The organism is Stenotrophomonas sp. 2694 (assembly GCF_040548715.1).
Classification (GTDB): domain Bacteria; phylum Pseudomonadota; class Gammaproteobacteria; order Xanthomonadales; family Xanthomonadaceae; genus Stenotrophomonas; species Stenotrophomonas indicatrix.
Map to the genome: position 1 here is coordinate 51,074 of NZ_JBEPSG010000004.1, position 22,337 is coordinate 73,410.

General features: G+C 67.6%; 22 protein-coding genes. 7 read left to right on the top strand and 15 right to left on the bottom strand.

The features are described from left to right. Positions 1-144: 144 nt before the first annotated feature. Complete coding sequence (locus ABIA73_RS06775; protein WP_025879074.1) at positions 145-1,506, bottom strand: Hsp70 family protein; 1,362 nt, start codon at positions 1,504-1,506, stop codon at positions 145-147. A gap of 179 nt (positions 1,507-1,685) precedes the next feature. Between ABIA73_RS06775 and ABIA73_RS06780 the strand changes: the two genes are divergently transcribed. Then, on the top strand, positions 1,686-2,021 hold the full coding sequence (locus ABIA73_RS06780; protein WP_025879075.1) for a zinc ribbon domain-containing protein YjdM: 336 nt from the start codon (positions 1,686-1,688) through the stop codon (positions 2,019-2,021). 7 nt (positions 2,022-2,028) lie between these two features. On the opposite strand, the gene ABIA73_RS06785 is transcribed toward ABIA73_RS06780, so the two are convergent. Next, complete coding sequence (locus tag ABIA73_RS06785; protein ID WP_059064769.1) at positions 2,029-3,186, bottom strand: tetratricopeptide repeat protein; 1,158 nt, start codon at positions 3,184-3,186, stop codon at positions 2,029-2,031. A gap of 229 nt (positions 3,187-3,415) precedes the next feature. Here ABIA73_RS06785 and ABIA73_RS06790 point away from each other — a divergent pair, with 229 nt between their 5' ends. From ABIA73_RS06790 to ABIA73_RS06805, 4 genes are all read left to right on the top strand, one after another. After that, complete coding sequence (locus ABIA73_RS06790) at positions 3,416-4,018, top strand: HD domain-containing protein (RefSeq protein WP_059064768.1); 603 nt, start codon at positions 3,416-3,418, stop codon at positions 4,016-4,018. Positions 4,019-4,067: 49 nt separating this feature from the next. Continuing rightward, complete coding sequence (locus ABIA73_RS06795) at positions 4,068-4,247, top strand: oxidoreductase-like domain-containing protein (RefSeq protein WP_033832209.1); 180 nt, start codon at positions 4,068-4,070, stop codon at positions 4,245-4,247. After that, positions 4,244-4,861, top strand: coding sequence for a DUF998 domain-containing protein (locus ABIA73_RS06800; RefSeq protein ID WP_059064767.1), 618 nt, complete (start codon positions 4,244-4,246; stop codon positions 4,859-4,861). Before ABIA73_RS06795 ends, ABIA73_RS06800 begins: the two co-directional genes overlap by 4 nt. Positions 4,862-4,957: 96 nt before the next feature. Further along, positions 4,958-6,292 carry a virulence factor family protein gene (locus tag ABIA73_RS06805; protein ID WP_279208971.1) on the top strand — a complete coding sequence of 445 codons (1,335 nt, stop codon included), beginning with the start codon at positions 4,958-4,960 and terminating at the stop codon, positions 6,290-6,292. A 94-nt stretch (positions 6,293-6,386) separates the two neighbouring features. Here the strand turns inward: ABIA73_RS06805 and mprF are convergent, their stop codons facing one another. After that, on the bottom strand, positions 6,387-8,951 hold the full coding sequence (gene mprF / locus ABIA73_RS06810; protein WP_032977132.1) for a bifunctional lysylphosphatidylglycerol flippase/synthetase MprF: 2,565 nt from the start codon (positions 8,949-8,951) through the stop codon (positions 6,387-6,389). A 192-nt stretch (positions 8,952-9,143) separates the two neighbouring features. Between mprF and ABIA73_RS06815 the strand changes: the two genes are divergently transcribed. Then, positions 9,144-9,491, top strand: a complete 348-nt coding sequence (locus tag ABIA73_RS06815; RefSeq protein WP_025879081.1) for a RidA family protein — start codon at positions 9,144-9,146, stop codon at positions 9,489-9,491. Between the two features lie 83 nt (positions 9,492-9,574). Here the strand turns inward: ABIA73_RS06815 and ABIA73_RS06820 are convergent, their stop codons facing one another. The 10 genes from ABIA73_RS06820 to ABIA73_RS06865 all read right to left on the bottom strand — a co-directional run bounded on the left by ABIA73_RS06820 (position 9,575) and on the right by ABIA73_RS06865 (position 19,676). Next, positions 9,575-9,949 (bottom strand): hypothetical protein, encoded by a 375-nt coding sequence (locus tag ABIA73_RS06820; protein WP_223486224.1) that lies wholly within the window; start codon positions 9,947-9,949, stop codon positions 9,575-9,577. Between the two features lie 626 nt (positions 9,950-10,575). Beyond that, entirely contained in the window at positions 10,576-10,989 is a 414-nt protein-coding gene (gene rnfB, locus ABIA73_RS06825; protein WP_032952130.1) for an Rnf electron transport complex subunit RnfB, read from the bottom strand. Between the two features lie 24 nt (positions 10,990-11,013). Then, the gene (locus ABIA73_RS06830; RefSeq protein WP_025879084.1) at positions 11,014-11,604 is read right to left on the bottom strand and encodes an HAD family hydrolase; all 591 of its coding nucleotides are present in this window, start codon (positions 11,602-11,604) and stop codon (positions 11,014-11,016) included. Between the two features lie 76 nt (positions 11,605-11,680). Continuing rightward, positions 11,681-13,762: a methionine--tRNA ligase gene (gene metG / locus ABIA73_RS06835; protein ID WP_301866821.1), complete on the bottom strand. Its 2,082-nt coding sequence runs from the start codon at positions 13,760-13,762 to the stop codon at positions 11,681-11,683. Between the two features lie 102 nt (positions 13,763-13,864). Continuing rightward, positions 13,865-14,314, bottom strand: coding sequence for a DUF2147 domain-containing protein (locus ABIA73_RS06840; RefSeq protein WP_025879086.1), 450 nt, complete (start codon positions 14,312-14,314; stop codon positions 13,865-13,867). A 368-nt stretch (positions 14,315-14,682) separates the two neighbouring features. Further along, the gene (gloA2, locus tag ABIA73_RS06845) at positions 14,683-15,087 is read right to left on the bottom strand and encodes an SMU1112c/YaeR family gloxylase I-like metalloprotein (RefSeq protein WP_025879087.1); all 405 of its coding nucleotides are present in this window, start codon (positions 15,085-15,087) and stop codon (positions 14,683-14,685) included. Beyond that, entirely contained in the window at positions 15,084-16,154 is a 1,071-nt protein-coding gene (locus ABIA73_RS06850; RefSeq protein WP_059064765.1) for a serine hydrolase domain-containing protein, read from the bottom strand. The genes gloA2 and ABIA73_RS06850 overlap by 4 nt, the downstream gene beginning before the upstream one ends. 16 nt (positions 16,155-16,170) lie before the next feature. After that, a complete protein-coding gene (locus ABIA73_RS06855; RefSeq protein ID WP_032975066.1) occupies positions 16,171-18,114 on the bottom strand; it encodes a DUF885 domain-containing protein in 1,944 nt (647 codons plus the stop codon). 96 nt (positions 18,115-18,210) lie between these two features. Continuing rightward, positions 18,211-18,996 carry a queuosine precursor transporter gene (locus ABIA73_RS06860; protein ID WP_025879090.1) on the bottom strand — a complete coding sequence of 262 codons (786 nt, stop codon included), beginning with the start codon at positions 18,994-18,996 and terminating at the stop codon, positions 18,211-18,213. After that, a complete protein-coding gene (locus ABIA73_RS06865) occupies positions 18,993-19,676 on the bottom strand; it encodes a DUF502 domain-containing protein (protein WP_049467040.1) in 684 nt (227 codons plus the stop codon). Before ABIA73_RS06865 ends, ABIA73_RS06860 begins: the two co-directional genes overlap by 4 nt. Positions 19,677-19,760: 84 nt before the next feature. Between ABIA73_RS06865 and ABIA73_RS06870 the strand changes: the two genes are divergently transcribed. Then, on the top strand, positions 19,761-21,032 hold the full coding sequence (locus ABIA73_RS06870) for a hypothetical protein (protein WP_354275575.1): 1,272 nt from the start codon (positions 19,761-19,763) through the stop codon (positions 21,030-21,032). Positions 21,033-21,039: 7 nt separating this feature from the next. Here ABIA73_RS06870 and ABIA73_RS06875 read toward each other — a convergent pair whose 3' ends face one another. After that, positions 21,040-21,759: a hypothetical protein gene (locus ABIA73_RS06875; protein WP_025879092.1), complete on the bottom strand. Its 720-nt coding sequence runs from the start codon at positions 21,757-21,759 to the stop codon at positions 21,040-21,042. A 53-nt stretch (positions 21,760-21,812) separates the two neighbouring features. Continuing rightward, positions 21,813-22,265, bottom strand: a complete 453-nt coding sequence (locus ABIA73_RS06880; protein WP_025879093.1) for a DUF4442 domain-containing protein — start codon at positions 22,263-22,265, stop codon at positions 21,813-21,815. Between the last annotated feature and the right edge of the window lie 72 nt (positions 22,266-22,337).

The window sequence follows — 22,337 nt, forward strand, 5'->3', positions numbered from 1 at the left end:
GGACCATGATCGAGCCAGAGGGCATGGTCGCCAGACCCGCTGGGCGGGTCAGGCTGCACCATGGGTACACACACCGGCGAGGCCAGCGGAAGGTGCAGCGGTTTTCTAGCCGGCCAAGGGTAGCTCAGACCGCGTAACGTTTTGTTAATCCCGGCTGGCTGCCGCCAGCGCGAGGCCCTGGACGACCCCCAGCGAGGGCTCGCCGTGCACCATCCGGGCGCCCGGGAACGCCTCGGCAGCGGCCTGCCGCAGGTAGCCGGCGCGGGACATGCCGCCGGTCAGGAACACCGCGTCAGGGTCGCCGCCGATGTCGCTGCGGACCTGGGCCAGCAGTTCGCGGATCTGGCTCAGGTAGCCATGGGCGGCGGCGGCCAGGCCGTCGGCGCTGTTGTCCACGTGCAGGTCGCGGGCGATGTAATCCAGCGTGCTGCGGTGTTCGCTGGCACCGCTGAGGGCGATCTTGGCGCGCTCGACATCGCGGTACAGGCGGGCGGTGTTGCCGGTGTCCTGCAGCGCCTGCAGGCGCGCGCCCCACGGCGCGTCGACGTTGTCGTAGTTGTGCTGGCGGAACTCGCGCTGGCGGGTCATGTCCTGCACGGTGGCCGCTTCCACGTAGTGGTGGGTGGGCACGCGGGTGATGCCGCGGCCGAACAGCGGCATGTAGCCGGACAGGCTCAGGGCCAGGTCGATATCGGTGCCGCCGCGGGCAATACCCCAGGCACGGTGGATGCGCGGGGCCTGGCTGCCGCCCACTTCGGCGTGCGCGATATCGGTGGTGCCGCCGCCGATATCGACGATCACCGCCTGATGGCGATCGCGGCTTTCAGCGTGGTAATGCATCGCTGCGGCGGCAGGCTCTTCAAGGAAATCGATGTGGTCGAAACCAGCCTGGCCGGCCGCTTCGCGCAGGATGTCCAAGGCCTGGTCGTTGCCGGCTTCGCCGATCGAGCTGCGGAACTGCACCGGGCGGCCGAGCAGGGCGCTGCGCAGCGGCTGGCCGAGCTGGGCGCTGGCGGTCAAGCGGATGTGTTCGAGGATGTGCGCGGCAATGCCGGTGATGGTCTGCCGCGCGCGTGGGTGCAGGTTGTAGCCGAGCATGGACTTCGGGCTCTGCACGAGGTTGCCTTCGTGCTCCTCGAAATACGCTTCCAGCGCGTCGTCGCCATAGACGGCGTTCTGCAGCAGGTCGCTGGCGCTGCGTTCCTTTCCGGCGCGAGCCTCCATCCATTCCCGGCGCAGGGCGCGCAGTGCCTCGCGGCGCAGGGCCTGCGGCGTGCGCTCCTGGCCAGCGGCGCGGGCTGCACGGGCGGCGCTGTCGATCAGCTGCTGCAGTTCGTGTTCCTGCCCGGCGTCGAGCTGGAAATCGTCCGGGTCGGGCACCACGCCGGGGAAGTACACGCTGGTGCGGAACTGTTCGGCCTCGCCGAAGCGGATCGGCAGCAGCTTCCCATCACGCACGATGGCGGCGGCGGAGTTGCTGGTACCGAAGTCGATGCCGAGGCGCATGGGGAGGTCCGGGGACGATCAGGGGCCGCGCACTCTGCTGGAGTTTGCCGCGCGCTGCAAGTTCCGGTGCCTGCCTCGGGCGGGGTGGGGCGAGGTCCGGTCCGGACCGACGTCGGAAAATGAACGAAAAGGCAGGGCGGTTACAATGGCCGCTGTTGATTCATTTTGAGGTACTTGCAATGTCTTCTGTTCCCGCCTGCCCGCAGTGCACCCTGGAAAACACCTATGCCGATGGCGCGCTGTGGATCTGCGCCGACTGCGGCTTCGAGTGGACGGCCGAAGAAGGTACCGGTTCGACCCTGGTCGTGCGTGACAGCAACGGCAATACCCTGCAGACCGGCGACACCGTCACCGTGATCAAGGACCTGAAGGTCAAGGGCTCCTCAATCCCGCTCAAGCAGGGCACCGTGATCCGCAACATCCGCCTGGTCGAAGACGATGCCGAGCACATCGAGGGCAACTCGGACAAGATCAAGGGCCTGGTGCTGAAGACCTGCTTCCTCAAGAAGGCCTGATCGCGCCTCAGCGCTTGGCCTGCTGCGCCCGCCAGCGGGCCAGGCTGTCCAGCTTGGCCTGGTAGCGTGCCTGCTGCGTTGATCCGCCCAGTTCCTGCGCCCGCAGCAGTTCGCGGTCCGCACGCTGCAGCCGGCCCGTCAGGAAATACACCCGCGCCAGGCCGAAGTGGAACTGGTGCGCGGTGTCGTACAGGCGCACCGCCCGCCGGTAGTACGTGATCGCCTTGTCCAGGTCGCCAGCGCGTTCGGCCTGGGCACCCTGCATGTACTGCGCGAACGGGTCCTCGCGCTGCACCGACTGCAGCTTCTTCTGCATGGCTTCCGCCTGCGCCGTCATGCCCAGCTTGCGATAGAGCGCACTGGCGTTGTTCAGCGCTGCACTCTGGCGTCCGTCCAGTCGCAACGCCGTGTCCAGCGCCGTGCGGGCCGCCTGGTCATCGCCCAGGCGGTTGTCGAGCACGCCGATGTTGTTCCATGTCGAGGCGAACTCCGGGTCCTGCGCCAGCGCGGCATCGAAGAAGGCACGTGCTCCGCTCAGGTCGCCATCGGCCAGCTGCTCCGCGCCCCGGTTGTTGTAGTAGTGCGCCAGCGCCCGTTCACGGCCAATCGGTTGCGGCCCGTGGCGGTCGTACAGCACGTTGCGGTCCAGGTCGACCGTACCGTAGCGGCCACCGACATCCACGCCGGCGTTGACGTGCCCGACGTTGTAGACCACGCCCTGGTCCTGGTCCTGGTACCACGACACCACCTGGCCGACTTCCTGCACCCGCGCCTGGATGCCGGCCTCACGGGCGAGGGTGACGAACAGCAGGGTGAAGGCGAGGCAGTTGGCGCGCTGGTGCTGCCAGATCTCGCTGACGGTGTAGGTCGCATCGGCGTCGTACTGCAGGTCCAGGCCGTGCTGGCTGAAGATCATCTCCACCAGCGCCTGCAGGCGCTGGTCGCGCGAGTAGCTGCGGCTGATCACCTGCTTCTGCAGCATCTCGCGCATTGCCGGCGGGATCGCGAGCACCTGTTCGGGTGTCGGCACGCTGGCGGCGGTGACCTTTACGCTGGAGATGGTCGGGATGGCGGGCGCAGCGGCTGGAGCATCCTGCGCGGACAGGGCTGGCGCGCCGAGCGCAGCCAGTGACAGGAGAAAGCATCGGGCGGCAAGACGGCGCATGACGGTTTCCGGCGGCGGCGGGCGCTCCCGCCTGCGGCCAGTGTAGACCCGCGCGTGGCGGTCCGCATCCACCGGCGATCGGCGCTGCGCTTCGTCCACAGCCGGTGTGGACCAGCACGCGACAAACCTGTGGACAACTGTCCTGCGCCCTTGCCCGGCACGGGATGTGAGTGGCTGGTGAAAAAACAGCCAGCTTGCCCGGCGGTGCCAAGGGCAGGATCATCCCTGCATGGACTTCGCCCCGCTGACTCTCGCTCCCGCGCATTGGCAGGCACTGCAGGATGCCTATGCGACGCCACCGCGCGCCTACCACCACTTCGGCCATGTGCGCGCGGTGCTGCAGCATTGCCAGGAGGTGGCTGCAGGTCCGGGCTGGCAGCAGCCGGCCGAGGTTTATCTGGCAGTGCTGTACCACGATGCGATCTACCAGGCCGGCCGCAAGGACAACGAGGCCAGGTCGGCCGCGCTGGCCCTGCAGGCGATCGCAGACTGGCCCGAGCTCGCATCGGTCGATGCCGGCCGGGTCGAGCAGTTGATCCTGCTCACCGCCCGCCATGGCGAGCTGGGCCCGGCCGATGTCGATGCCGAAGCGGCGCTGTTCCTCGACTGCGACATGGCGATCCTGGCGGCACCCGAGGAGGTGTTTGCCGCGTATGACCGCGGCGTGGCCGAAGAGTACAAAGGCGTGGTGCCGGGCTTCCTGTACCGCGCCGGACGCCGCCGCTTCCTGCAGGGGCTGCTGCGCGCGCCGCGTATCTTCCTCAGCGACTTTTTCGACCAGCAGCTTGATGCCGCCGCGCGGTCCAACCTGCGCCGCCAACTGGGCGCCTGAGCGCGCCGCTACACTACCCACCTGCCATTGCGTGGTGTTGTTTGCAGCCGTGACCGTCTCCGATACTCCTGCCGATCCCCGTCCGCTGCCGCCGGAAGAACCCGGCCCCAACGAATGCTGCGGCAGTGGCTGCCCGTTGTGCGTGCTCGACCTGTACGCCGAGGAGCTGCAGCGTTATCGCAAGGCGCTGGCTGAGTGGCTGGCACGGCATCCGGACGCTGGCCCATGACGCGGGCGCGTCCGGCCGCGACGCTGGCGCTGGTGGCACTGCTGTTGTTCGTGGCGACCGCGTTGTGGACGCAGTTCGCGCGGGCCGATCTGGATTGGGTGAAGGCCACCTTGAGCCTGTACCTGCATGGGCCGTGGGGCCTGGCGCTACGCAGCGCCTACTGCCTGCTGGCACTGGCCATCGCCGTGCTCGGTATCGCGTTGTATCGGCACAGCGTGGGGCCGCGGCGCAGCGCTGCGGCACCGCTGTTGTTCTGCGTGGCTGCCGTTGGCCTGGCCACCGTCGCCATCGGTGACAGCTGGCTACCCGCGGCAACGCCGTTGCTGGCGCCGTTGATCCACGGCCTGGCCGCCAATACCGCCTTCCTGTGCGCCAGCGTCGGCATGCTGCTGCAGGCCTGGTACCTGCGCCGCGAGCCAGGCTGGCGGGGCAGTGCGGCGCTGTTGTGGGGCTGGGCATGGCTGGCCTTCGTGCTGCTGTGGGTACACGTGCTGTGGCGCGGTGGCCCACCGCGTGGGCTGGGGCAGAAACTGGTGATCGCGGTGATCGTCGGCTGGCTGCTGTGGTTGGCGCTGGCGCTGTATCGCCGCGGGCGTACCGCCGGCACCCGCTGAATCAACCACCTGCCCGATTGCAGGGCGCCTGTACCGGTACGTGCCGTGCACGCAGCGGCGGCGTATCGTGTGCGCATTCCAACGGGATGCGAAACGATGCGTGCAGGGCTGGGCAGGGCGATGGGACTGGTGTTGGCGCTGGCGGCGGTGCCAGCGGTGGCGTCAGTGCAGCAGGTCAGCCATGGACGTTTCGATCAGGTGCCGGTGCATGTTCCGGCCGGGGCACCGCAACGGGTGGTGATCTGGTTCCATGACGGCGCCGATGCCGATGACAGCCGCATGCCGATTGAAGCGCTGCGCGCCGATGGTGCACTGGTCGCATCGGTGGATGTGGCCCACCTGCGTGGCGTGCTCAAGCGCGAAGGCAACAGCAGCTGCGCGTTCGGCGCGGGCGATGTCGAGAATTTCTCGCGTTGGGTACAGGCGTTCCTGCATCTGCCGGGGTATCACCTGCCGTTGGTCGGCGGCAGCGGCGAAGGCGCCGAACTGGCCTATGCGCTGGCAGCGCAGGCCGACACCCAGGTCTTTGCCGGCCTGCTGACCTCGGGATTCTGCCCGGCACATGTGCACGAGCGCATGGTCTGCGGTGATGGCGTGAAGCACGACCGCCTGCAGCCCAGCGAACTGAATTTCCCGTGGTTGAACGCGGCCGGCGCGCCGGGGTGCTCGACCAACAGCGCTGGCCCGTTCGTGCAGCAGGTTGCAATGGCGCGTGAATTCAAGCGCACCGCCGCTGGCGATGCGACACCGGGGCTGGTGGCCGCCGCGCGGGTGATCGGCGCGCAGGCCGGGGTCGCGCTGGCACCGCCGCCGGATGCCCTGAAGGGGCTGCCGGTAGTGGAAGTGCCGGCGCAGGGCAGCGGTGACACGTTGGCGGTGTTCGTTTCCGGCGATGGCGGCTGGGCCGGCCTGGACAAGGACGTGGCCGGCGCCCTGGCCGAACATGGCGTGGCGGTGGTTGGCATCGATTCGCTGCGTTATTTCTGGAGCGAACGCACGCCGCAGGGATTCGCTGTCGATCTGCAGAAGATCATCGGCCACTACCGCCAGCAATGGCAGCGCGACAAGGTGATGCTGATCGGTTTCTCGCAGGGCGCCGACGTGCTGCCGGCCACCATCAACCAGCTTGATGCAGGCACCCGCGCCGGCCTCGAGCGCATCGTGCTGCTGTCGGTGGGCAGGAATGCCGACTTTGAATTCCATGTCAGCAACTGGCTGGGCGGCGGTGGCGGCGGCCTGCCGATCGCGCCGGAAGTGGCGAAGCTGCCGGCGGCCAGGACCCTGTGCGTGTACGGCGACAAGGACGAGGATGCGCTGTGCCCCGATCTGCCGGGCAACGACGGCGTGCACAAGGTCAAGTTGCCCGGTGACCATCACTTCGGCGGTGACTACGATCGCCTGGCCGAGGTGATCCTCAAGGGCGGCGCGTAATCGGTCTCATGGGACCACCGCCGGGCATGGCCCGGCGCTACCCGTGCGGACGATCCATCAGGTAGCGCCGGGCCATGCCCGGCGGATCGGGGCGTCAGTTGCGTCGCGGGTCCAGCGAGATCAGCCGCGTGGCATCCAGCAGTGCAGCCGGCAGGTGCATGCCGCCGGGCGCGGCCAGGTAGCGCGGTCGCCACTGCGGATCGAACTTCGACTTGAACCTGCGCAGGCCGCTGAAGCCATAGAAGCGCTCGCCATGCCGTGCGAGCAGGCCGGCCAGGCGGTTCCAGCGACCGGCCAGACGGTGCTGGGCCAGGCCGGACAGCGGCGCCATGCCCAGCGAGAACCGTGCGTAGCCCTGCGCGCGGCCCCACAGGAACAGCTCGATGAACAGGAAATCCATCGTGCCCTTCGGTGCATCGCTGACATGACGCATCAGATCCACCGACAGTTCGGCGCCTGCCGGTGCCTGCCACAGGTTGGCAAAGGCCACGATCCGACCTTCAGCTTCGACCAGGGCGATCGGGAAACGCACGAGATAATCCGGGTCGTAGCTGCCCAGCGAGAAGCCCTTCTCGTCGCCTGACTTGTCCTCCAGCCAGGCGTTGGAAATCGCATGCAGGCGTGGCAGCAGGGCAGGGATCTCTTCCGCCGGTGCTACGCGGAAGGACAGCCCTCCGCGCTTGCCGCGGTTCCAGGCTTGCCGCAGGTCGGCACGCTCGCGGCCTTCCAGACCGAAGTCGTGCAGCGGCACCATGGCCTCTTCGCCCAGCTTGACCAGGCCCAGGCCGAGATCGAGATAGGTCTGCCAATACGCCTCACCCACCTGGTAGAACACCGGGCGCAGTCCGAGACGGTCGGCTTCTTCGCGGAAGCGCCAGATCAGTGCGCGCGCCACCTCCGGTGGCCCGACCGGATCGCCCATCGCGATCAGCGAGCCGCCGTAGCGCTGCATCATCACAAAGCCCTTGTGCTGCTCATCGCGCAGCACCGCCTTGTCGGCAGTCAGCACCAGGCAGGCCTGGGTGTCGGTGGCACCGGCCAGCACCGGTGCCAGCGCCTGCAGGGTTGCGTCGTCGGCAGGCGGCAGCGGGCTGCGCGTGCTGTGCAGCAGCCGCGCCAGGCCGAACATCACCAGCGCCATCGCCACCAGCAGCAGTGCACGCAGCGCGCGCGGCGCATTGCCGGACACGGCGAACTGCCACCACAGCTCGTTCTGGTATTCGACGTGGCTGTAAGTGAAGAACAGCAGCCACGTCACCGCCACCAGCACCAGGCCGAGGTTGCGCAGCCATGGCCACGACCAGGCTTCGTCCAGCAGCGCGCCCTGGCGATAGAACTCGCGACGTGCTGCCCACAGCGCCATCGCCACCAGCAACGCCGACAAGGCGATCAGCGGTTGGCCACCGCGCAGCCAGATCGGCAGCGGCGCGATCACGCAGATCGCCATCGCCAGCATCCAGGCCGCGTGGCTGCGGCGGGCCAGGCCCTGGCCGATCAGCAGCAGGGCGACGCCGGCCAGGCTGCCGATCAGGTGCGAGGTTTCCAGGATCGGCAGCGAGGCATTGATCAGGTGCCGTCGCGGTGTGGGCAGGGTGCCGTCGATGACCAGCGCGGCACCGACACTGAAGGCGGCCAGCGCGATGATCTGCGGCAACCACGGACGCAGCGCGTACCAGCCGGCGCGGGTGGCACCTGCGCTGGCCTGCAGCGGCTGCCGCAGCGCGGGCGCCAGGGCCAGCACAGTCGCCAGCAGCAGCGGCAGCACGTAGTAGCTGACGCGGTAGATCAATGCCGCCGCCAGCACCGCAGCCGGCGCTACCTGCGGCAGCAGCTTCAGCAGGCTCCACTCGAACACGCCAAGGCCGGCCGGTACCGTCGACACCAGGCCGGCCAGCACGGCCACCAGATACAGGCCGACGAAACCGGGCAGGCCGGTCGGCGTGGAATCGGGCAGCAGCACATAGAACGCGGCACTGGCCAGGACCAGTTCAACCACGCTCAACACGGTGACCCCGAGCATGGTGCGCCGGTCGGGCAGCCACAGGCCATGGCCGAAGATGCGGAACTGGCGACCGTTGCGGCCGACCAGGACGAAGGTGGCCGCATAGGCGAGCAGCGCGACGATGCCGACCACGCGCACCGCGCCGGGGTCCAGCGGCAGCGCAAGCGCGGCAGCGGCCGGCTCCATGCACAGCGCAACGCCGATCAGCAGCCACGCGCCGAAGATGAAGCCGAGTGTGCTCATCAGCACCACCTGGCCGATCTGCGCCAGGTCCAGGCCGGCACTGCGGTAGCCGCGCAGGCGCACTGCGCCGCCGGTGAGGGCGGCAAAGCCCACGGTCTGGCCCAGGGTGTGGGCGAGGAAGGCGGTGATGCCGATCCGTGCCGGGTGCACGCGGATACCACTGCGGCGCAGGCCGATCGCATCGAAGCCGATCAGGCAGGCGTAGCTGGCCAGGCCGAGCAGCACGGTCAGCGCGATCTGCGCAGCGCTGAGCTCGCGGAAGGCCTGGCGGATGGCGCGGTAGCCATGCTCGTCGAATTCGCCGGCCAGCCCATGCAGGGCCAGCGCGAGGATCAACAGCGGGACGACGATGGTGACGACCCGCTTCCAGGTCGGTGTGGAAGGGGAGGCAGTGGAATCGGTGGGTGCGGTCATCGGCGCAAGGGTGCGTCAGAAAGGGCGAGGGCGGTGTCAACGCAGGCGTGGCGCATCGTGCGCCTGTCCACGCCGTTTGACCAGCACTGCCGCTGTGCTGGTGGTGGCGGTATCCAGTGGCCGCACCGGGCACACACTTCCAACGCCGGCTGGGTGAGAATGCAGTCCAGACCACCCGCAGGAGCCACGCCCATGATGGAGCGTTACGACGTCGGACCGCGCATGTCCGAGATGACCGTGTACAACAAGGTCGCCTACCTTTCCGGCCAGATTCCGGAAGACACCAGCCAGGACATCACCGGCCAGACCCGGCAGGTGCTGGCCGAGATCGACAAGCTGCTGGCGCTGGTGGCCAGTGACCGCCAGCACGTGCTGCGTGCGGAGATTTTCCTGGCCGACATGGCCGATTTCGAGGGCATGAACAAGGCGTGGGACGAGTGGGTGGTGGAGGGCGCGACCCCGGCCCGCGCCACGGTTGAAGCCAAGCTTGCGCACGCCGAATGGAAGGTCGAGATCATCGTTACGGCGGCAGTGCCGTAATGACCGGACAGGGGTCAGATCCCTTTTCCTCCGGGAAAGGGATCTGACCCCGTTCGCCGGGGAAGCTGACGCTGCAACATCCGTTACAGCTGCGGCTGCAGTCGTGTGCTTGCCTGCGTGCACAAGGCCAGGCAGGCCAGCATCAGGCCTTCCATGACCCGGTCGCCGACGTATTCCTCCGGCGTGCCGTTCTGCCGGGTGCGTTCGGCGGCCAGCAGGACCTCCTGCACTACGCGCAGCCCGGCCAGCGCGCAATCGGCATCGGCCAGCGCCATGCACCGGCTGGGAAGTTGATGCCGCTCCGGCCACGGCTGACCGTCAGCGGCGGCGCCGGTACCGATGCGCCGCAGGGTCGCAACCAGCGTGGTGGGATCAAGCGATGGCGACGGTTCCGTGTCCTCGTCGGCGTCTGCCGGGCCGAGGTAGGCGTGCAGATGGGGGAAATCCGATGCGTTCATGGCAAGGCTCCGTGCAGGACAGACGGTAGCCGCCACTCAAAGGTGGCGGACGGAGACGTGGCTCGAAAACCGGGACGCAAGACGAAACCGGTGGACCCGAAAGCCCCCACGCTCCGCCCGCCATGACCGGCAGACGGATTGCCAGCCGGCGCCACGCAAGGTGACGCCGGCTGGCAAGCGTAAACAACATCTTGCGTCGCGGGTTTTCGACACCCGGCCACCCTTTTTCGGCGGCTCACCATCTGTAAACCCGTCGTAGCGGAATGCCAATCAGACAAGTTGCAATGCCCGCAACGTCAGGAGGTTTCCGGCATTTTTGCATGCTGTTAAGCCGCCTCGAACGCAGGTGGCGCCACGGTCGCGATAGACCGAGCAATCTGCGACATGCATCGTGATTCGATAGTCGCCAGCGTGCGCAGGCAAGGTCGATTGCGACGACGGTTCATGACATCGGACAGATAGTGCGGACCAAGGTCCGCACCCACCAACATCCCAGCCATGGCATTGCAGTTGCCCGCCCACCCGCCCAGATCATCAAACCCAGGCAGCCGACGCTCCCAGCTGTTGCCGTTGCTGTTGCTGTTGCTCTCAGCGCAACGCGACGCCGCGGCGTCGCAAAAAAAAACCTACACCAACACCAGCTCGATGCAATCCACCGGGCACGGTGGAATACACAACTCGCACCCCGTGCACAGATCGGCGATCACCGTGTGCATGTACTTCGCCCCGCCGACGATCGCATCCACCGGGCACGCCTGTATGCACTTGGTGCAACCGATGCAGTCAGCCTCCACGATCAACGCCACCTGCGGCGGCTTGTGCTCGCCCCGGCTGCGATCGAACGGCAACGCCGGCACACCCAGCACCTGCGCCAACGCCCGCGCACCGGCATCGCCGCCGGGCGGACAACGATCCACGCCAGCCTCGCCACGTGCCATCGCCTGCGCATACGGGCGACAGCCGTCGTAACCGCATTGCCCGCATTGGGTCTGCGGCAGCAAGCGGTCCAGGCGTTCGGTCAGGGGCGGAATCAGGCTCATGCGTGGCGAAGGCTGCGCGTTGGGTTACTTCAGGGGTTTGCCGCGGTACCAGCGCTCGTGCGCCAGGGCCAGCATCGGGCGATCCTCCGCGCTGTCACCGTAGGCATGGATGCGTGTGTAACGCGACAGGTCGAACTGGCGGCGGATGTGCTCGACCTTGCGCGGACCACAATCGCCACCGGCGTAGCGGCCGGTCAGGCGTCCGCTTTCGCTTTCCAGTCGATTGCAGATCAGCTGCAGGCCCAGTTGTTCGCACCACGGCCGCAGGTACAGGTCCAGTGAACCGGACACCACCACCACGGTGTGCTGCTGCTCCTTGTGCCAACGGATCTGCTCCAGCATTTCCGGGCGCACGACATCGGGCAGGAACTCGCGGGAGAAGCCCGCAGCCAGCGTCTCGATGTCATCGGCGTGGCGCTCGCTGAAGGTCAACCGGGTCACCCGTGCGCGGATGCGCTCGGCGGAGATCAGTTTCAGCTTGTAGGCCAGCAGCCACGGGCCGACTTTCCACCAGGCCTGTGCCAGCTGTTCGGCGGTGGCGACCCGGCGCAGGAAGCGGCCATAGGTGTCGCAGGTGGTGACAGTGTGGTCGAAGTCGAACAGCGCCAGTTCCAACGCAGCATCTCCCATCACGGTACCTCCCTTCGCGGTGCTCATGACCGGGCGCGGCCAGGGCCGCGCCCGTACTGCATCAACGAACCGGCATGCCCGGCTGCGCGCCGCTGTCGGCGTCCAGCAGCGCCAGCGCGCCGCCATCGAAACCGGCCGACAGGATCATGCCTTCGCTCAGGCCGAAGCGCATCTTGCGCGGTGCCAGGTTGGCGATGAACACCACGCTGCGGCCGACCAGCGCTTCCGGCTCGCCGTAGCTGGCGCGGATGCCGGAGAAGATCTGGCGCTTGCCGAGGTCGCCGGCATCCAGTTCGAAACGCAGCAGCTTGTCCGAGCCTTCCACGAACTCGCACACCAGCACCTTGCCGATGCGCAGGTCGAGCTTTGCGAAGTCGTCGATGCCGATGTAGGCCGGCGCGTCGGCGCTCTTTGCTTCGTCCTTGGCCACTACCGGTGCGGCGGGCTTGCTTGCTTCAACCTTGGCAGCGGGGGCTGCGGGGGCAGCGGCGGTCAGGGTGTCCTTGGAGGCGTCGATCATGGCGTCAATCTTCTTCGGGTCGATACGGGTGAACAGCGGGGTGTAGTCGGTGATGCGGTGGCTCAGCAGCGGCTGCGCCAGCTCGGTCCAGTCATTCACCGGCGCGGCCAGGAAGGCCTCGGCCTGCGCCGCGGTGGCCGGCAGCACCGGCTTCAGGGCGGTGACCAGTACGCGGAACAGGTTCAGGCCCTGGCTGCAGACCGCCTGCAGCTGCGCGTCGGCGCCTTCCTGCTTGGCGATCACCCACGGCTTGACGTCGTCGATGTAGCGGTTGGCTTCATCGGCCAGGGTCATGGTCAGGCGGATTGCCGCGGCCGGGTCGTTGCGCTCGTATGCCTCACGGATCGGCGCCAGGCCATCGACGAAGCGCTGGTACTGCGCCGCGTCGGGCAGCTGCGCGGCCAACTGGCCATCGAAGCGCTTGCTGATGAAACCGGCGCAGCGGCTGGCGAGGTTGACGAACTTGCCGACCAGATCGGCGTTGACGCGCGCGATGAAGTCGCCCAGGTTCAGGTCGAGGTCGTCGACGCCACCACCGGATTTGGCGGCGAAGTAGTAACGCAGTGCCTCCGGCTCCAGGCCGGCATCGAGGAACGTACGCGCCATCACGAAGGTGCCGCGCGACTTGCTCATCTTCGCGCCATCGACGGTCAGGTAGCCGTTGACATGCAGGCGGGTCGGCGCGCGGTGGCCGGTGCCGTGCAGCACCGCCGGCCAGAACAGGCCATGGAAATTGACGATGTCCTTGCCGAGGAAATGATGCAGCTCGGTGCTGGTGCCCGCGCGCAGGTGCGCTTCGAAGTCCTCGCCGATCCTGCTGCACAGGGTCTGGAAACTGGACAGGTAGCCGATCGGCGCGTCCAGCCAGACGTAGAAGTACTTGCCCGGCTGGCCGGGAATCTCGAAACCGAAGTACGGCGCATCGCGCGAGATGTCCCACGCACGCAGGCCGCCTTCGGCGTTGAGCCATTCACCCAGCTTGGCCTTCACGCCCGGCAGGGCGACATCGCCGGCCAGCCAGTCGCGCAGGAAGCCGTCGAAATGGCCGACCTCGAAGAAGAAGTGCTCCGAATCGCGCATTTCCGGGGTGGCCCCGGAGATCACCGAGCGCGGCTCCTTCAGGTCGGTCGGCGCATAGGTGGCGCCGCAGACCTCGCAGTTGTCGCCGTACTGGTCGGCGCTGCCGCAGTTCGGGCAGATGCCCTTGACGTAGCGGTCGGGCAGGAACATGCCCTTGGCCGGGTCGTAGAACTGCGCCACCGAACGGCGGCTGATGTGGCCGGCCGCTTCCAGCTTCAGGTAGAACGCTTCGGTCAGCGCCTTGTTGGCGGCGGAGTTGGTCGAGTCGTAATGGTCGAAGGCGACGCCAAAGGCGGCGAAATCGCGCTCGTGGCTGGCCTGGATGTTGGCGATGAAGGTTTCCGGGGTGACCCCGGCCTTTTCCGCAGCCAGCATGATCGGCGTGCCGTGGGTGTCGTCGGCGCACACGAACCAGGCCTTGCCGCCACTCATTCGACGCGCCCGCACCCAGATGTCAGCCTGGATGTAGCCGACCAGGTGGCCCAGGTGCAGCGGGCCGTTGGCGTAGGGCAGGGCGGTGGTGACGAGCGCGGTACGGGTCATGGTCACGGGGTGCAGCCAGGGGGAACCGGGGATTATCGCATGCCCGCAACGCGGTGACCCGGCCGGAGCCGGGTCACCAGGGCATTGCCGGGGCCGTGACGCTTACTCGCGGACCCAGGTCTGCGCGCGGCAGATGAAGGCGATGCAGCCGGACACGTCCAGCTTGCCGCCACCCGGCTGCAGCTCGATCTTCGAGCGATAGGTCTTGCCGTTGGCCGGGTCGAGGATGGTGCCACCGGACCACTTGCTGGTGGTGCCCTTGTCCTGGCTCAGGTTCCAGAGAATGGTCATGCCCTTCACCGGCTTGTTCTTGTTGGCGCCCTCGCAACCATCGCAGACCGGGTTCGGGCCCTTGTCCGAGTGCAGGATCTCGACCACCTTGCCGGACAGCGTGCCGTTGGCGGCCTGGCTGATCTCGACGATCGACTTCACCTTGCCGGTCTTGTCGTCGATGGTCTTCCAGCGGCCGGCGGCACTGTCGGCGGCCTGCGCGGAAAGCGCGGCCAGGCACAGCGGCAGCGCCAGCAGCAGGGTCTTGAAGGTCTTGCGCATGGTCCCCTCCCAGGGTTCATTCCGGCACGATGCCGGTACGGGTCGACTGTATACCCATTCGGCGGGGTATGGGGAAGGGGGGCTTTGGCCGGGCTGCGCCCGGCACCCGCTACGGCAACGGCAACGGCAACAGCGTGCATTCCGTGGGATGGCGGGGTGGGTCCGGTTGCGGGGGACGCCGTAAACCCATCCATGGGGGCTTGGCCGCGGCATCCATGCCGCGGACACCCCCGCAACCGGACCCACCCCGCCTTCGACAGGTTCCCGCGATCGGTTGGAATGGCATTGCCTGCTCTTGGTGGGTGTCGACCTTGGTCGACACGCAGATCCATGCCATGCGTGGATGAATTTCCGCGATTGAAAATCGCTCAACCGATCTCGTACAGCTCCAGCGGCAGGTCGTCGGGGTCGGCGAAGAAGGTGAAGCGGCGGCCGGTGTATTCGTCCACGCGGATCGGTTCGCATTCGACGCCGTGGCGGGCCAGGCGTTCGACGAAGGGTTCCAGCGCGGCTACCCGGAACGCGAGATGGCGCAGGCCCTGGGCTTCGGGGCGGCTGGGCCGTGCGGGGGGCGAGGGGAAGGAGAACAGCTCCAGCTGGCCGCCATCGGGCAGGGCCAGGTCCAGTTTCCACGAGTCGCGTGCCGCGCGGTGGTTCTCGGCCAGTATGCGCAGGCCCAGCACGCGCACGTAGAAGTCTTTCGAGCGGGCGTAGTCGCTGCAGATCAGTGCGGCATGGTGGATGCCCAGCAGGCCGGTGGTCGTGGTGGTCATTGCAGGGTGTCCAGCCAGCGCTGGGCGATCTTCAGCGCCAGCGGATAGGGTTCGGGGGCGTTGCGGTTGCTCAGCACGATGACTGTCAGGTGCTTGTCCGGGTAGCGCAGGATCACGTTGCGGAAGCCGATGCTCTCGCCGCTGTGCCAGTGCATGCGGCCGTTCAGGCGCCAGCCGAAGCCGTAGTGCGGTACGTCCGCTTCGGTGGTGGCGGTGGCCGGGCTGAACATGGCCTTGCGTGATGCGGTCGACAGCAGGCGGTCGTCGTACAGGGCCGCGTCCCAGCGGGCGAGGTCGTCCAGCGAGGAGTAGATGCCGCCGTCGCCGAGCACGGCGCTGGTGGTGCTCTGGTCGGTACGTTGCCAACGTCCGTCAACTTCGCTGTAGCCATAGGCCCGCTGCGCGACCTGGTCGACCCCGTCCTGGTGGGCGACGGTATGCGCCATGCCCAGCGGCTGGAAAATGCGCTGCTGCAGGAAGCTGGCAAAGTCGCTGCCGGCGGCGCGGCCGACGATCAGCGCCAGCAGTGCGTAGCCGCTGTTGCTGTAGCGGTACTGGCTGCCGGGTGCGAAGGCGAGTCGATCTTCGCGGGCCAACAGCGCCAGCACATCGGTGTCGTGCACCTGCCGGGTGTCGGCAGGGTCCATCAGGTCTTCGTAGTCCAGCAGGCCGCTGGTGTGCGACAGCAACTGGCGCAGGGTGATGCCGGCAGCAGCGGGCGGCAGTTCCGGCAGCCAGCGCCGCGCGGGCTGGTCCAGCGCCAGGCGACCGTCCTCGACCAGCAACAGCACCGCCGCAGCGGTGAACTGCTTGCTGACCGAGGCCAGGCGGAAGTTGCTGGTCGGCGTGACTGCGCTGCCATCTTCAACCACGGCCAGGCCGTAGCCGCGACGGAACACCGGCTGCCCGTCGTGCAGCACCAGCACCGCTGCGCCCGGCACTTGGCCGTCGTAGGCCTGCATCAGTCCATCGATGCCTGCATCCGGAGGTGCCAGCGGTGCCGCTGCCAACGCTATCGACGGCAGCAGAGCGAGAACCGTGGCACACAGCAGGGTGGCAGGACGCATGGCAGCTCCGTGGCGGTCAGGGCGCGGGCGCAGGCGTTGCAGCGGCCGGCTGCGCCAGCCAGCGTTCGATCTTGTGGTCCAGTACATCCAGCGGCATCGAACCGTCCTTCAGCACTTCGGCATGGAAGCGGCGCAGGTCGAACGCAGCGCCCTGGCGTGCCTTGGCCTTGTCGCGCAGGGCGATGATCGTGGTCAGGCCGGCGACGTTGGACAGCGCCTGGCCAGGCTGGGCCATGATCCGTTCCACTTCCGCGTTGGCATCGTCAGCGCTCATGTCCACGGTTTTCTGCAGATAGGTCACGGCCTGCTGCTTGCTCCAGCCCTGCGCATGCACGCCGGTATCGGCGACCACGCGCGCGGCGCGCAGCAGGCGCGAATACAGATAGCCGATGCGGTCGTACGGATCGGTGTACGCGCCGAGCTCGTCGCCCAGGGTTTCCGCATACAGGCCCCAGCCTTCGACGAAGGCGAGGTCACCGCCGAGGCGGCGGAAGCGCGGCAGCTTGGTCAGTTCCTGCTGCAGGCCCAGCTGCACATGGTGGCCGGGAATGGCTTCGTGCAGGTACTGCACCGGCACGTTCCAGCGCTTGCGGCTGGGCAGGTCGCGGGTGTTGACGAACAGCACGCCGGGTTGTCCCGGCGGCGACGGCTGGTAGGAGGCTGCGGCGGCGGTCATGGCACGCTCCGGTTCCACTGCACGGATCTGCAGCGGCGCCTTCGGCAGGGTGTCCAGTACCTGCGGCAGGCGTGCATCGACCTGCTGCTGCACCTGCCGGTAACGGTTGAGCAGCGCGTTGGCATCGCTGTACTGGAACTGGCGGTCGTTGCGCATGCTGCGCAGCAGCTTGGCCTGCGAACTGCGCAGCTTGCCGTCGCGCATCACCGTGGTGATCTGCGCCTGCAGCTCCTGCACACGCTGCTCGCCCAGCGCATGCAGCTGCGCGGCGGTCTGCTGGCTGGCGGTGGTCTGCACGATCAGGTTGGCGTACCAGGCCTGGCCGTCGGGAAGTGCGCCAAGGCCGCTGCTGCTGCGCGTGGCAGGCAGGTATTCGGTGGCGATGAAGCCACGCAGGGCACGGTAGGCCGGCATGATGCGCAGTTCGATCATGCGCTTGTACTCGGCGCTGATGCGCGCCTTGTCCTCGGCGGAGATGGACTCGGGCATGGTCCGGATCGGCGACCAGAAGATGCTCTCTTCGGCGGTCGGCTTGATCACCGCGTCCAGCTGCGGCAGTACCTTTTCCATCAGGTCGCGCGGCTGCACCACGCCGGCCTTCATGCCCTGGCGCATGTTGTCGATGGCCTGCTCGAACAGGTCGGGGATGCCCAGCGAGCGTCGCGACCAGGTGTCGTAGTCCTTGGCCGTGTTGAACGGCTGTGCGCCAGCACCGGCGCCGAGGATGGCCATGATGCTGCCGACGTTGTAGTACTGGCTGATCGGCATCATCCAGCTCGGATAACGTTCGGCGGCCAGCGAAGCGCGGGCATCACGCACGAAGATCTCGTAGCTGAGCAGGTCCTGCCCCTGCAGGCCGTCGCTGCCGATCTTCTCGACCTTGCCCAGCCATTCGGTGGTGAAGTCGTGCGATTGCTGGCGCCACGCGGCAGAAAGGATGTTGGGCAGCTGGTCGTTGTAGCGCGGCTCGCCCTGGAAGGTGGCCTGCAGCGGGTTCAATCGCATGGAGGCATCCCAGTATTCGTCGTACAGCCGCTCCAGCTGCACCTGCTTGGGCACCGCACGGGCAGGGGCGACCGGGCGCGGCGCGGCGCGGCGCGCCGAACTGCCGCGGGCGGGCGTGGTGGCACGTGTGCCGGCGCGGGCCTTCGGCTTGGCCGCCTGGCGGGTCTGCGCGGCGGCGGGGCGGCTGCCCTTCTTCTTCGCTGCTTCGGCCGGCGGAACGGCGCTGAACAGGAACAACGCGGCGATGGCGGCGGCCAGGACGCGGGGGGAATACGGCATCAAGAAGCTTCCGTGGAACACAGACCGTGGAGCTTGCACGATCCGCGCGCGTACGGCCAGCGTGAGGGCGCAGTCAGCTTGCGCGTCGCTGGGGCTTCAGTCAGCCGCGGCCGCAGCGCGCAGGTCGGCGGCGCGGTGTTCGCCCAGATAGCGGGTGATTGCTCGCCGCATCAGGTACAGCAACGGAATCAGGGCGATCGCAAAGCCCATCTTGTAGACGTAGTTGACGCTGCTCACTGCCAGGAACAGCGATGTCGGCCAGTGCTGCGGGCCGAGCACGAAGGCGATCCAGATCACCACGAAGCTGTCCACCAGCTGCGAGACCGCAGTGGAACCCGTGGCACGCAGCCATACATGGCGCTCGCCGGTTGCCTGGCGGATGCGGTGGAACACCGCCACGTCGATCAACTGGCCGAACAGGAACGCCACCAGCGAACCGGCGATGGTCCACATGCCCTGTCCGAACACCGCCGCGAACGCGGCCTGGTAATCGGGCACGCCGTGGGCATCCATCGAGGTTACCCACCAGCTGGCCGGTGCCAGCGAGATCGCCGCGAAGGCGAACAGGAAACCGTAGGCGATCAGCACCACCGCCAGCCACGAGATGAAACGCACCCCGCGCTTGCCGAAGAATTCGTTGATGGTGTCGGTCATGATGAACACCACCGGCCACAGCAGCGTGCCGGCGGTGAAGCTCAACGAGCCGGTCTGGCCGAACAGGTTCCAGTTCAGCGGGTCGATGCCGAGGGTGTCTTCCAGGGCGAAGATCTTCACCCCGATCAGTTCGGCCAGCACCGCGTTGCCGCAGAAGAACGCAGCCAGCACGATGAACAGCAGGACCGCGCGGTCCTGCAGCGGGCGCGCGTGCGACGCCTCGCTCATTCGGAACGATCGCCGGCGCGGGTGAACGGAACGCTGGCTGGTGCCACTGCACCGCCGGAAATGATGAAGCTCATCGCCTGGTCCACCGTCCAGTCGGTCGGGGTGAGCAGTTCGACAGGCACGATCTCCAGATAGCCCGAGGTCGGGTTCGGCGTGGTCGGCACATAGACGGCCGCCAGTTCGCGGTCGGTGCCCTGTTCCTTGATGACCCGGGTGACCAGGCCCACCGACTTCATGTCGCGGTGCGGGAAGTCGATCAACACCACGCGCTGGGTACTGCCCGGTTCGGTCTGCAGCATGTCCAGCAGCTTCTTGGCGCTGTCATAGATGATGCTGGCCAGCGGAATGCGCTTGATGACCGCGCCGACCCAGCGCAGCAGGCGCTGGCCGACCACGCGGCGGCTGGCCACGCCCACCGCCAGGATCACCAGCAGGGTGGCCAGCAGGGCAATGGTGTTCTGGATCCATTCGGCGCGGACCCAGCCGAGGTAATGCGGGAAGCTGGTCGCGATCTGTTCGGACAGCGGCATCACCAGCGGGCTGGAGATGCCCGACAGCAGCACGAACACGAATTTGACCACCACCCAGGTCAGCCAGATCGGCAACAGGGTCAGCAGGCCGGTCAGGAACAGGCGCTGCAGGGAGGGACGGGGAACCAAGGCGGGGGCATCGAGCGACATGCGCGCATTGTAGCGGTCGCGGCCGCTCGTTTACGCTGCCCGTTGGCGGCGCTGGCCATGCAGGGAAGGGATGCTGTGTTGAGGATGCTGCGGTGGTTGGGCTGGGCAATGCTGGGTCTGCTGGTGATCGCCATCGCGGCATGGCTGCTGTCGAGGTTCTGGCCGTTGTCGGCCGCCCAGCGGGAGGATGTCCGCCTGCTTGAAGCCGCGCATCGCAGCGAGGGCAGGAACGGCTTCGCCCTGCTGTGGACGCTGCCCTTCGATGGGCTGGACCTGGCCCAGCGTGAGGCGGCATTGGCCGAAGATCTGCAGCGCTGGCAGACCGCGCCCGCGCAGGCGTCGCAAGCGTCGGTGCTGGCCGCCAGGCACGCACCATTGAATCCGGGCCGCTCAGGTCGTTGTGCAGTCGGGCCGGTCGGCTGCCTGGCACAGGTACGCGCTGATCCGCAGCGCTTCGCTGACGCCCACACTGGGCATGCCGGCCTGCATGAGCGACTGGCCCGGATGGCGGACTACGATCGCTTCGATTCCCCGTTCAGGCCCAGCGGAAGCGAGCTGCTGCCTCTGCCGGCCTACGCGCCGCTGCTGGATGGGGCTAGTGCACAGGCATTGGCCTATCTGCAGGGCGATGTTGCCGGTGCCATCGAGGGCAGCTGCAGCGCGGTGCGGTTTGGTCGGCGGATGATGCGGACCGGCAGCACGCTGGTGGACAGCATGATGGGCGCCGCCGTGGTGCGGACCCATGCCGCACTGCTTGGCGAGATGCTGGTCGAGCAATCGCCGGATTACGCGCTGCCCGTCCCCTGCGAGGCGGCGCTGCAGCCACTGGACGCGAACGAACAGAGCCTGTGCCAGGCAATGCAGGGCGAGTTCGCGATGAACAAGGCGGCGGTGGAAGCGTCCACGCAGACAGCAGGCAGCCGTCTGCTGCTGGATCGCGACCACACCCTGGCCCGGATCGCCGGCAATTTCGGCTGGGCATGCCGGCCTGCTGCAGCCACGGCGCTGGCGGCCGACGTCCCGCTCCCTGTGGCGCCACCACTCGGATGGGATGTGCGCTGCATGGCCAACCCGTTGGGATGCACATTGAGTGCCATCGCCGGGCCGTCCTATGCGCCGTACGCGGCGCGCAGCCAGGACACGGCGGCGATGATCCGCCTGCTCGGCGCGCAGCGCTGGCTGCGGCAGCAGCCCGGGCCCGCCGACGAGGCGCTGGCGCGGTTGCCGGCGCAATGGCGTTCGCACGCCCGCACGCCCGAGGTATCTGCCGATGGCCGCTACCTGCAGCTGCTGCGGCGCGGACCTGCGCGCGAAGGCGAAGGCCCGCATCTGTCGATGCCGTTGCGGGCGGATTGACCCGCGCTCAGCTGCCGTCGCCGAGCGGATTGAACGCCCAGCCATCACCGACGCTGTCCAGCGTCCAGTGCTTGCGGTCACGCAGGGTCTGCCAGCGCACCTGTTCCTTGTCGTCCTGCATGCTGCCTTCGGTCAGCTTCACCTTGCCGGTGGAGTAGTTCACGCTGAGGCCCTCGGTCTGCCCGGAATTGCGCATCATCGTGTCGCGGTCGTAGCCGATCAGCGCGAAGTTGCCTTCCTGCCAGCGGAACGTGAACGTGGTGGTGCCCATCGACCAGCTGCCCGCGCTGGAGAACGAGTACAACCCAACCCGCAGTGCGCCGCGCTGGATCGACACGCCGGTGCCTTCGGCCAGCGCATCGCTGAGCACGGGCGAGTCCGGCCGCGGAATGAGCGTGTGGTTCTGCGCGGCCAGCACGTAACCGGACGGTCGCGCGAAGGCGATGGCGAGGATGCGCGGGTTGCTGTCATACGGCGAAGGGCCAAACCCATCGTGTTCGATGATGTTGCGCGGGTCCTGCTGGCGCAGCACCAGCGCGAGGTCTGCGCGCCCGTCCTGGTCGAGGTCGCCTTCGATCCTGTATTCCAGCGTCCAGCCGGCAGGTACGAAACCCTCGGCCGTGGCGGCGTGCGCGGGCACGGCGGGATAGCGCACCGGCGGCACGTCCAGTGCAGTGGCGGCGAAGGGCAGGGCGGTCAGTGCCGCAGCAAGGAAGAAAAGGCGCATTGCAGCCTCCATGGCAGGGCTGCAGAGGATAGCCGGGCGTCAGCCGGCCCGCTTTACCGTGCGTGTGGCTTCAGGCGCACATAGACCTGCTTGCGTACCTGCGCGACCACCTCGCCGGCTTCGTCGACCACGTCGTTGCTGAACCAGCGCAGCACTTTTTCGCCACCAGCCGCCGCCGTGCGCAGTTCATCCAGCAGTGCATCGTCGATGCGGAAAGACGTGCGCACCGTTCCACGACCGGGCTTGAGGAAATCGATCGCACCGGCGCGATCCCAGACGTAATAGTCGCGGCCCAGGGTGTGCATCAGGCCCAGCATCCAGAACGGATCGGTCATCGCAAACAGGCTGCCACCGAAGTGGGTGCCGACGTAGTTGCGGTTCCAGGGGCGCAGGCGCAGTTCCACGTCGATCTGCCGGTAGTCCGGGGTGATCCGGGCGACATGGATGCCGGTGAACAGGAATGGTGGCCACAGGTTGATGCCGAAGCGGAACGTGCTGGCTTTCATGCGGGAACCGGGCAGGGGACGGGGCGCCCAGTCTAACCATTCGCATGCGTATGTTGTAGCCCGCAGCGCCCC

What these genes read in the sequence shown, in the direction of transcription:
- ABIA73_RS06775 (WP_025879074.1), bottom strand. Translation starts at nt 1,506, where the DNA reads ATGCGCCTCGGCATCGACTTCGGTACCAGCAACTCCGCCGCCGCCATC.
- ABIA73_RS06780 (WP_025879075.1), top strand. Translation starts at nt 1,686, where the DNA reads ATGTCTTCTGTTCCCGCCTGCCCGCAGTGCACCCTGGAAAACACCTAT.
- ABIA73_RS06785 (WP_059064769.1), bottom strand. Translation starts at nt 3,186, where the DNA reads ATGCGCCGTCTTGCCGCCCGATGCTTTCTCCTGTCACTGGCTGCGCTC.
- ABIA73_RS06790 (WP_059064768.1), top strand. Translation starts at nt 3,416, where the DNA reads ATGGACTTCGCCCCGCTGACTCTCGCTCCCGCGCATTGGCAGGCACTG.
- ABIA73_RS06800 (WP_059064767.1), top strand. Translation starts at nt 4,244, where the DNA reads ATGACGCGGGCGCGTCCGGCCGCGACGCTGGCGCTGGTGGCACTGCTG.
- ABIA73_RS06805 (WP_279208971.1), top strand. Translation starts at nt 4,958, where the DNA reads ATGCGTGCAGGGCTGGGCAGGGCGATGGGACTGGTGTTGGCGCTGGCG.
- mprF (WP_032977132.1), bottom strand. Translation starts at nt 8,951, where the DNA reads ATGACCGCACCCACCGATTCCACTGCCTCCCCTTCCACACCGACCTGG.
- ABIA73_RS06815 (WP_025879081.1), top strand. Translation starts at nt 9,144, where the DNA reads ATGATGGAGCGTTACGACGTCGGACCGCGCATGTCCGAGATGACCGTG.
- ABIA73_RS06820 (WP_223486224.1), bottom strand. Translation starts at nt 9,949, where the DNA reads ATGAACGCATCGGATTTCCCCCATCTGCACGCCTACCTCGGCCCGGCA.
- rnfB (WP_032952130.1), bottom strand. Translation starts at nt 10,989, where the DNA reads ATGAGCCTGATTCCGCCCCTGACCGAACGCCTGGACCGCTTGCTGCCG.
- metG (WP_301866821.1), bottom strand. Translation starts at nt 13,762, where the DNA reads ATGACCCGTACCGCGCTCGTCACCACCGCCCTGCCCTACGCCAACGGC.
- ABIA73_RS06840 (WP_025879086.1), bottom strand. Translation starts at nt 14,314, where the DNA reads ATGCGCAAGACCTTCAAGACCCTGCTGCTGGCGCTGCCGCTGTGCCTG.
- gloA2 (WP_025879087.1), bottom strand. Translation starts at nt 15,087, where the DNA reads ATGACCACCACGACCACCGGCCTGCTGGGCATCCACCATGCCGCACTG.
- ABIA73_RS06850 (WP_059064765.1), bottom strand. Translation starts at nt 16,154, where the DNA reads ATGCGTCCTGCCACCCTGCTGTGTGCCACGGTTCTCGCTCTGCTGCCG.
- ABIA73_RS06855 (WP_032975066.1), bottom strand. Translation starts at nt 18,114, where the DNA reads ATGCCGTATTCCCCCCGCGTCCTGGCCGCCGCCATCGCCGCGTTGTTC.
- ABIA73_RS06860 (WP_025879090.1), bottom strand. Translation starts at nt 18,996, where the DNA reads ATGAGCGAGGCGTCGCACGCGCGCCCGCTGCAGGACCGCGCGGTCCTG.
- ABIA73_RS06865 (WP_049467040.1), bottom strand. Translation starts at nt 19,676, where the DNA reads ATGTCGCTCGATGCCCCCGCCTTGGTTCCCCGTCCCTCCCTGCAGCGC.
- ABIA73_RS06870 (WP_354275575.1), top strand. Translation starts at nt 19,761, where the DNA reads ATGCTGCGGTGGTTGGGCTGGGCAATGCTGGGTCTGCTGGTGATCGCC.
- ABIA73_RS06875 (WP_025879092.1), bottom strand. Translation starts at nt 21,759, where the DNA reads ATGCGCCTTTTCTTCCTTGCTGCGGCACTGACCGCCCTGCCCTTCGCC.
- ABIA73_RS06880 (WP_025879093.1), bottom strand. Translation starts at nt 22,265, where the DNA reads ATGAAAGCCAGCACGTTCCGCTTCGGCATCAACCTGTGGCCACCATTC.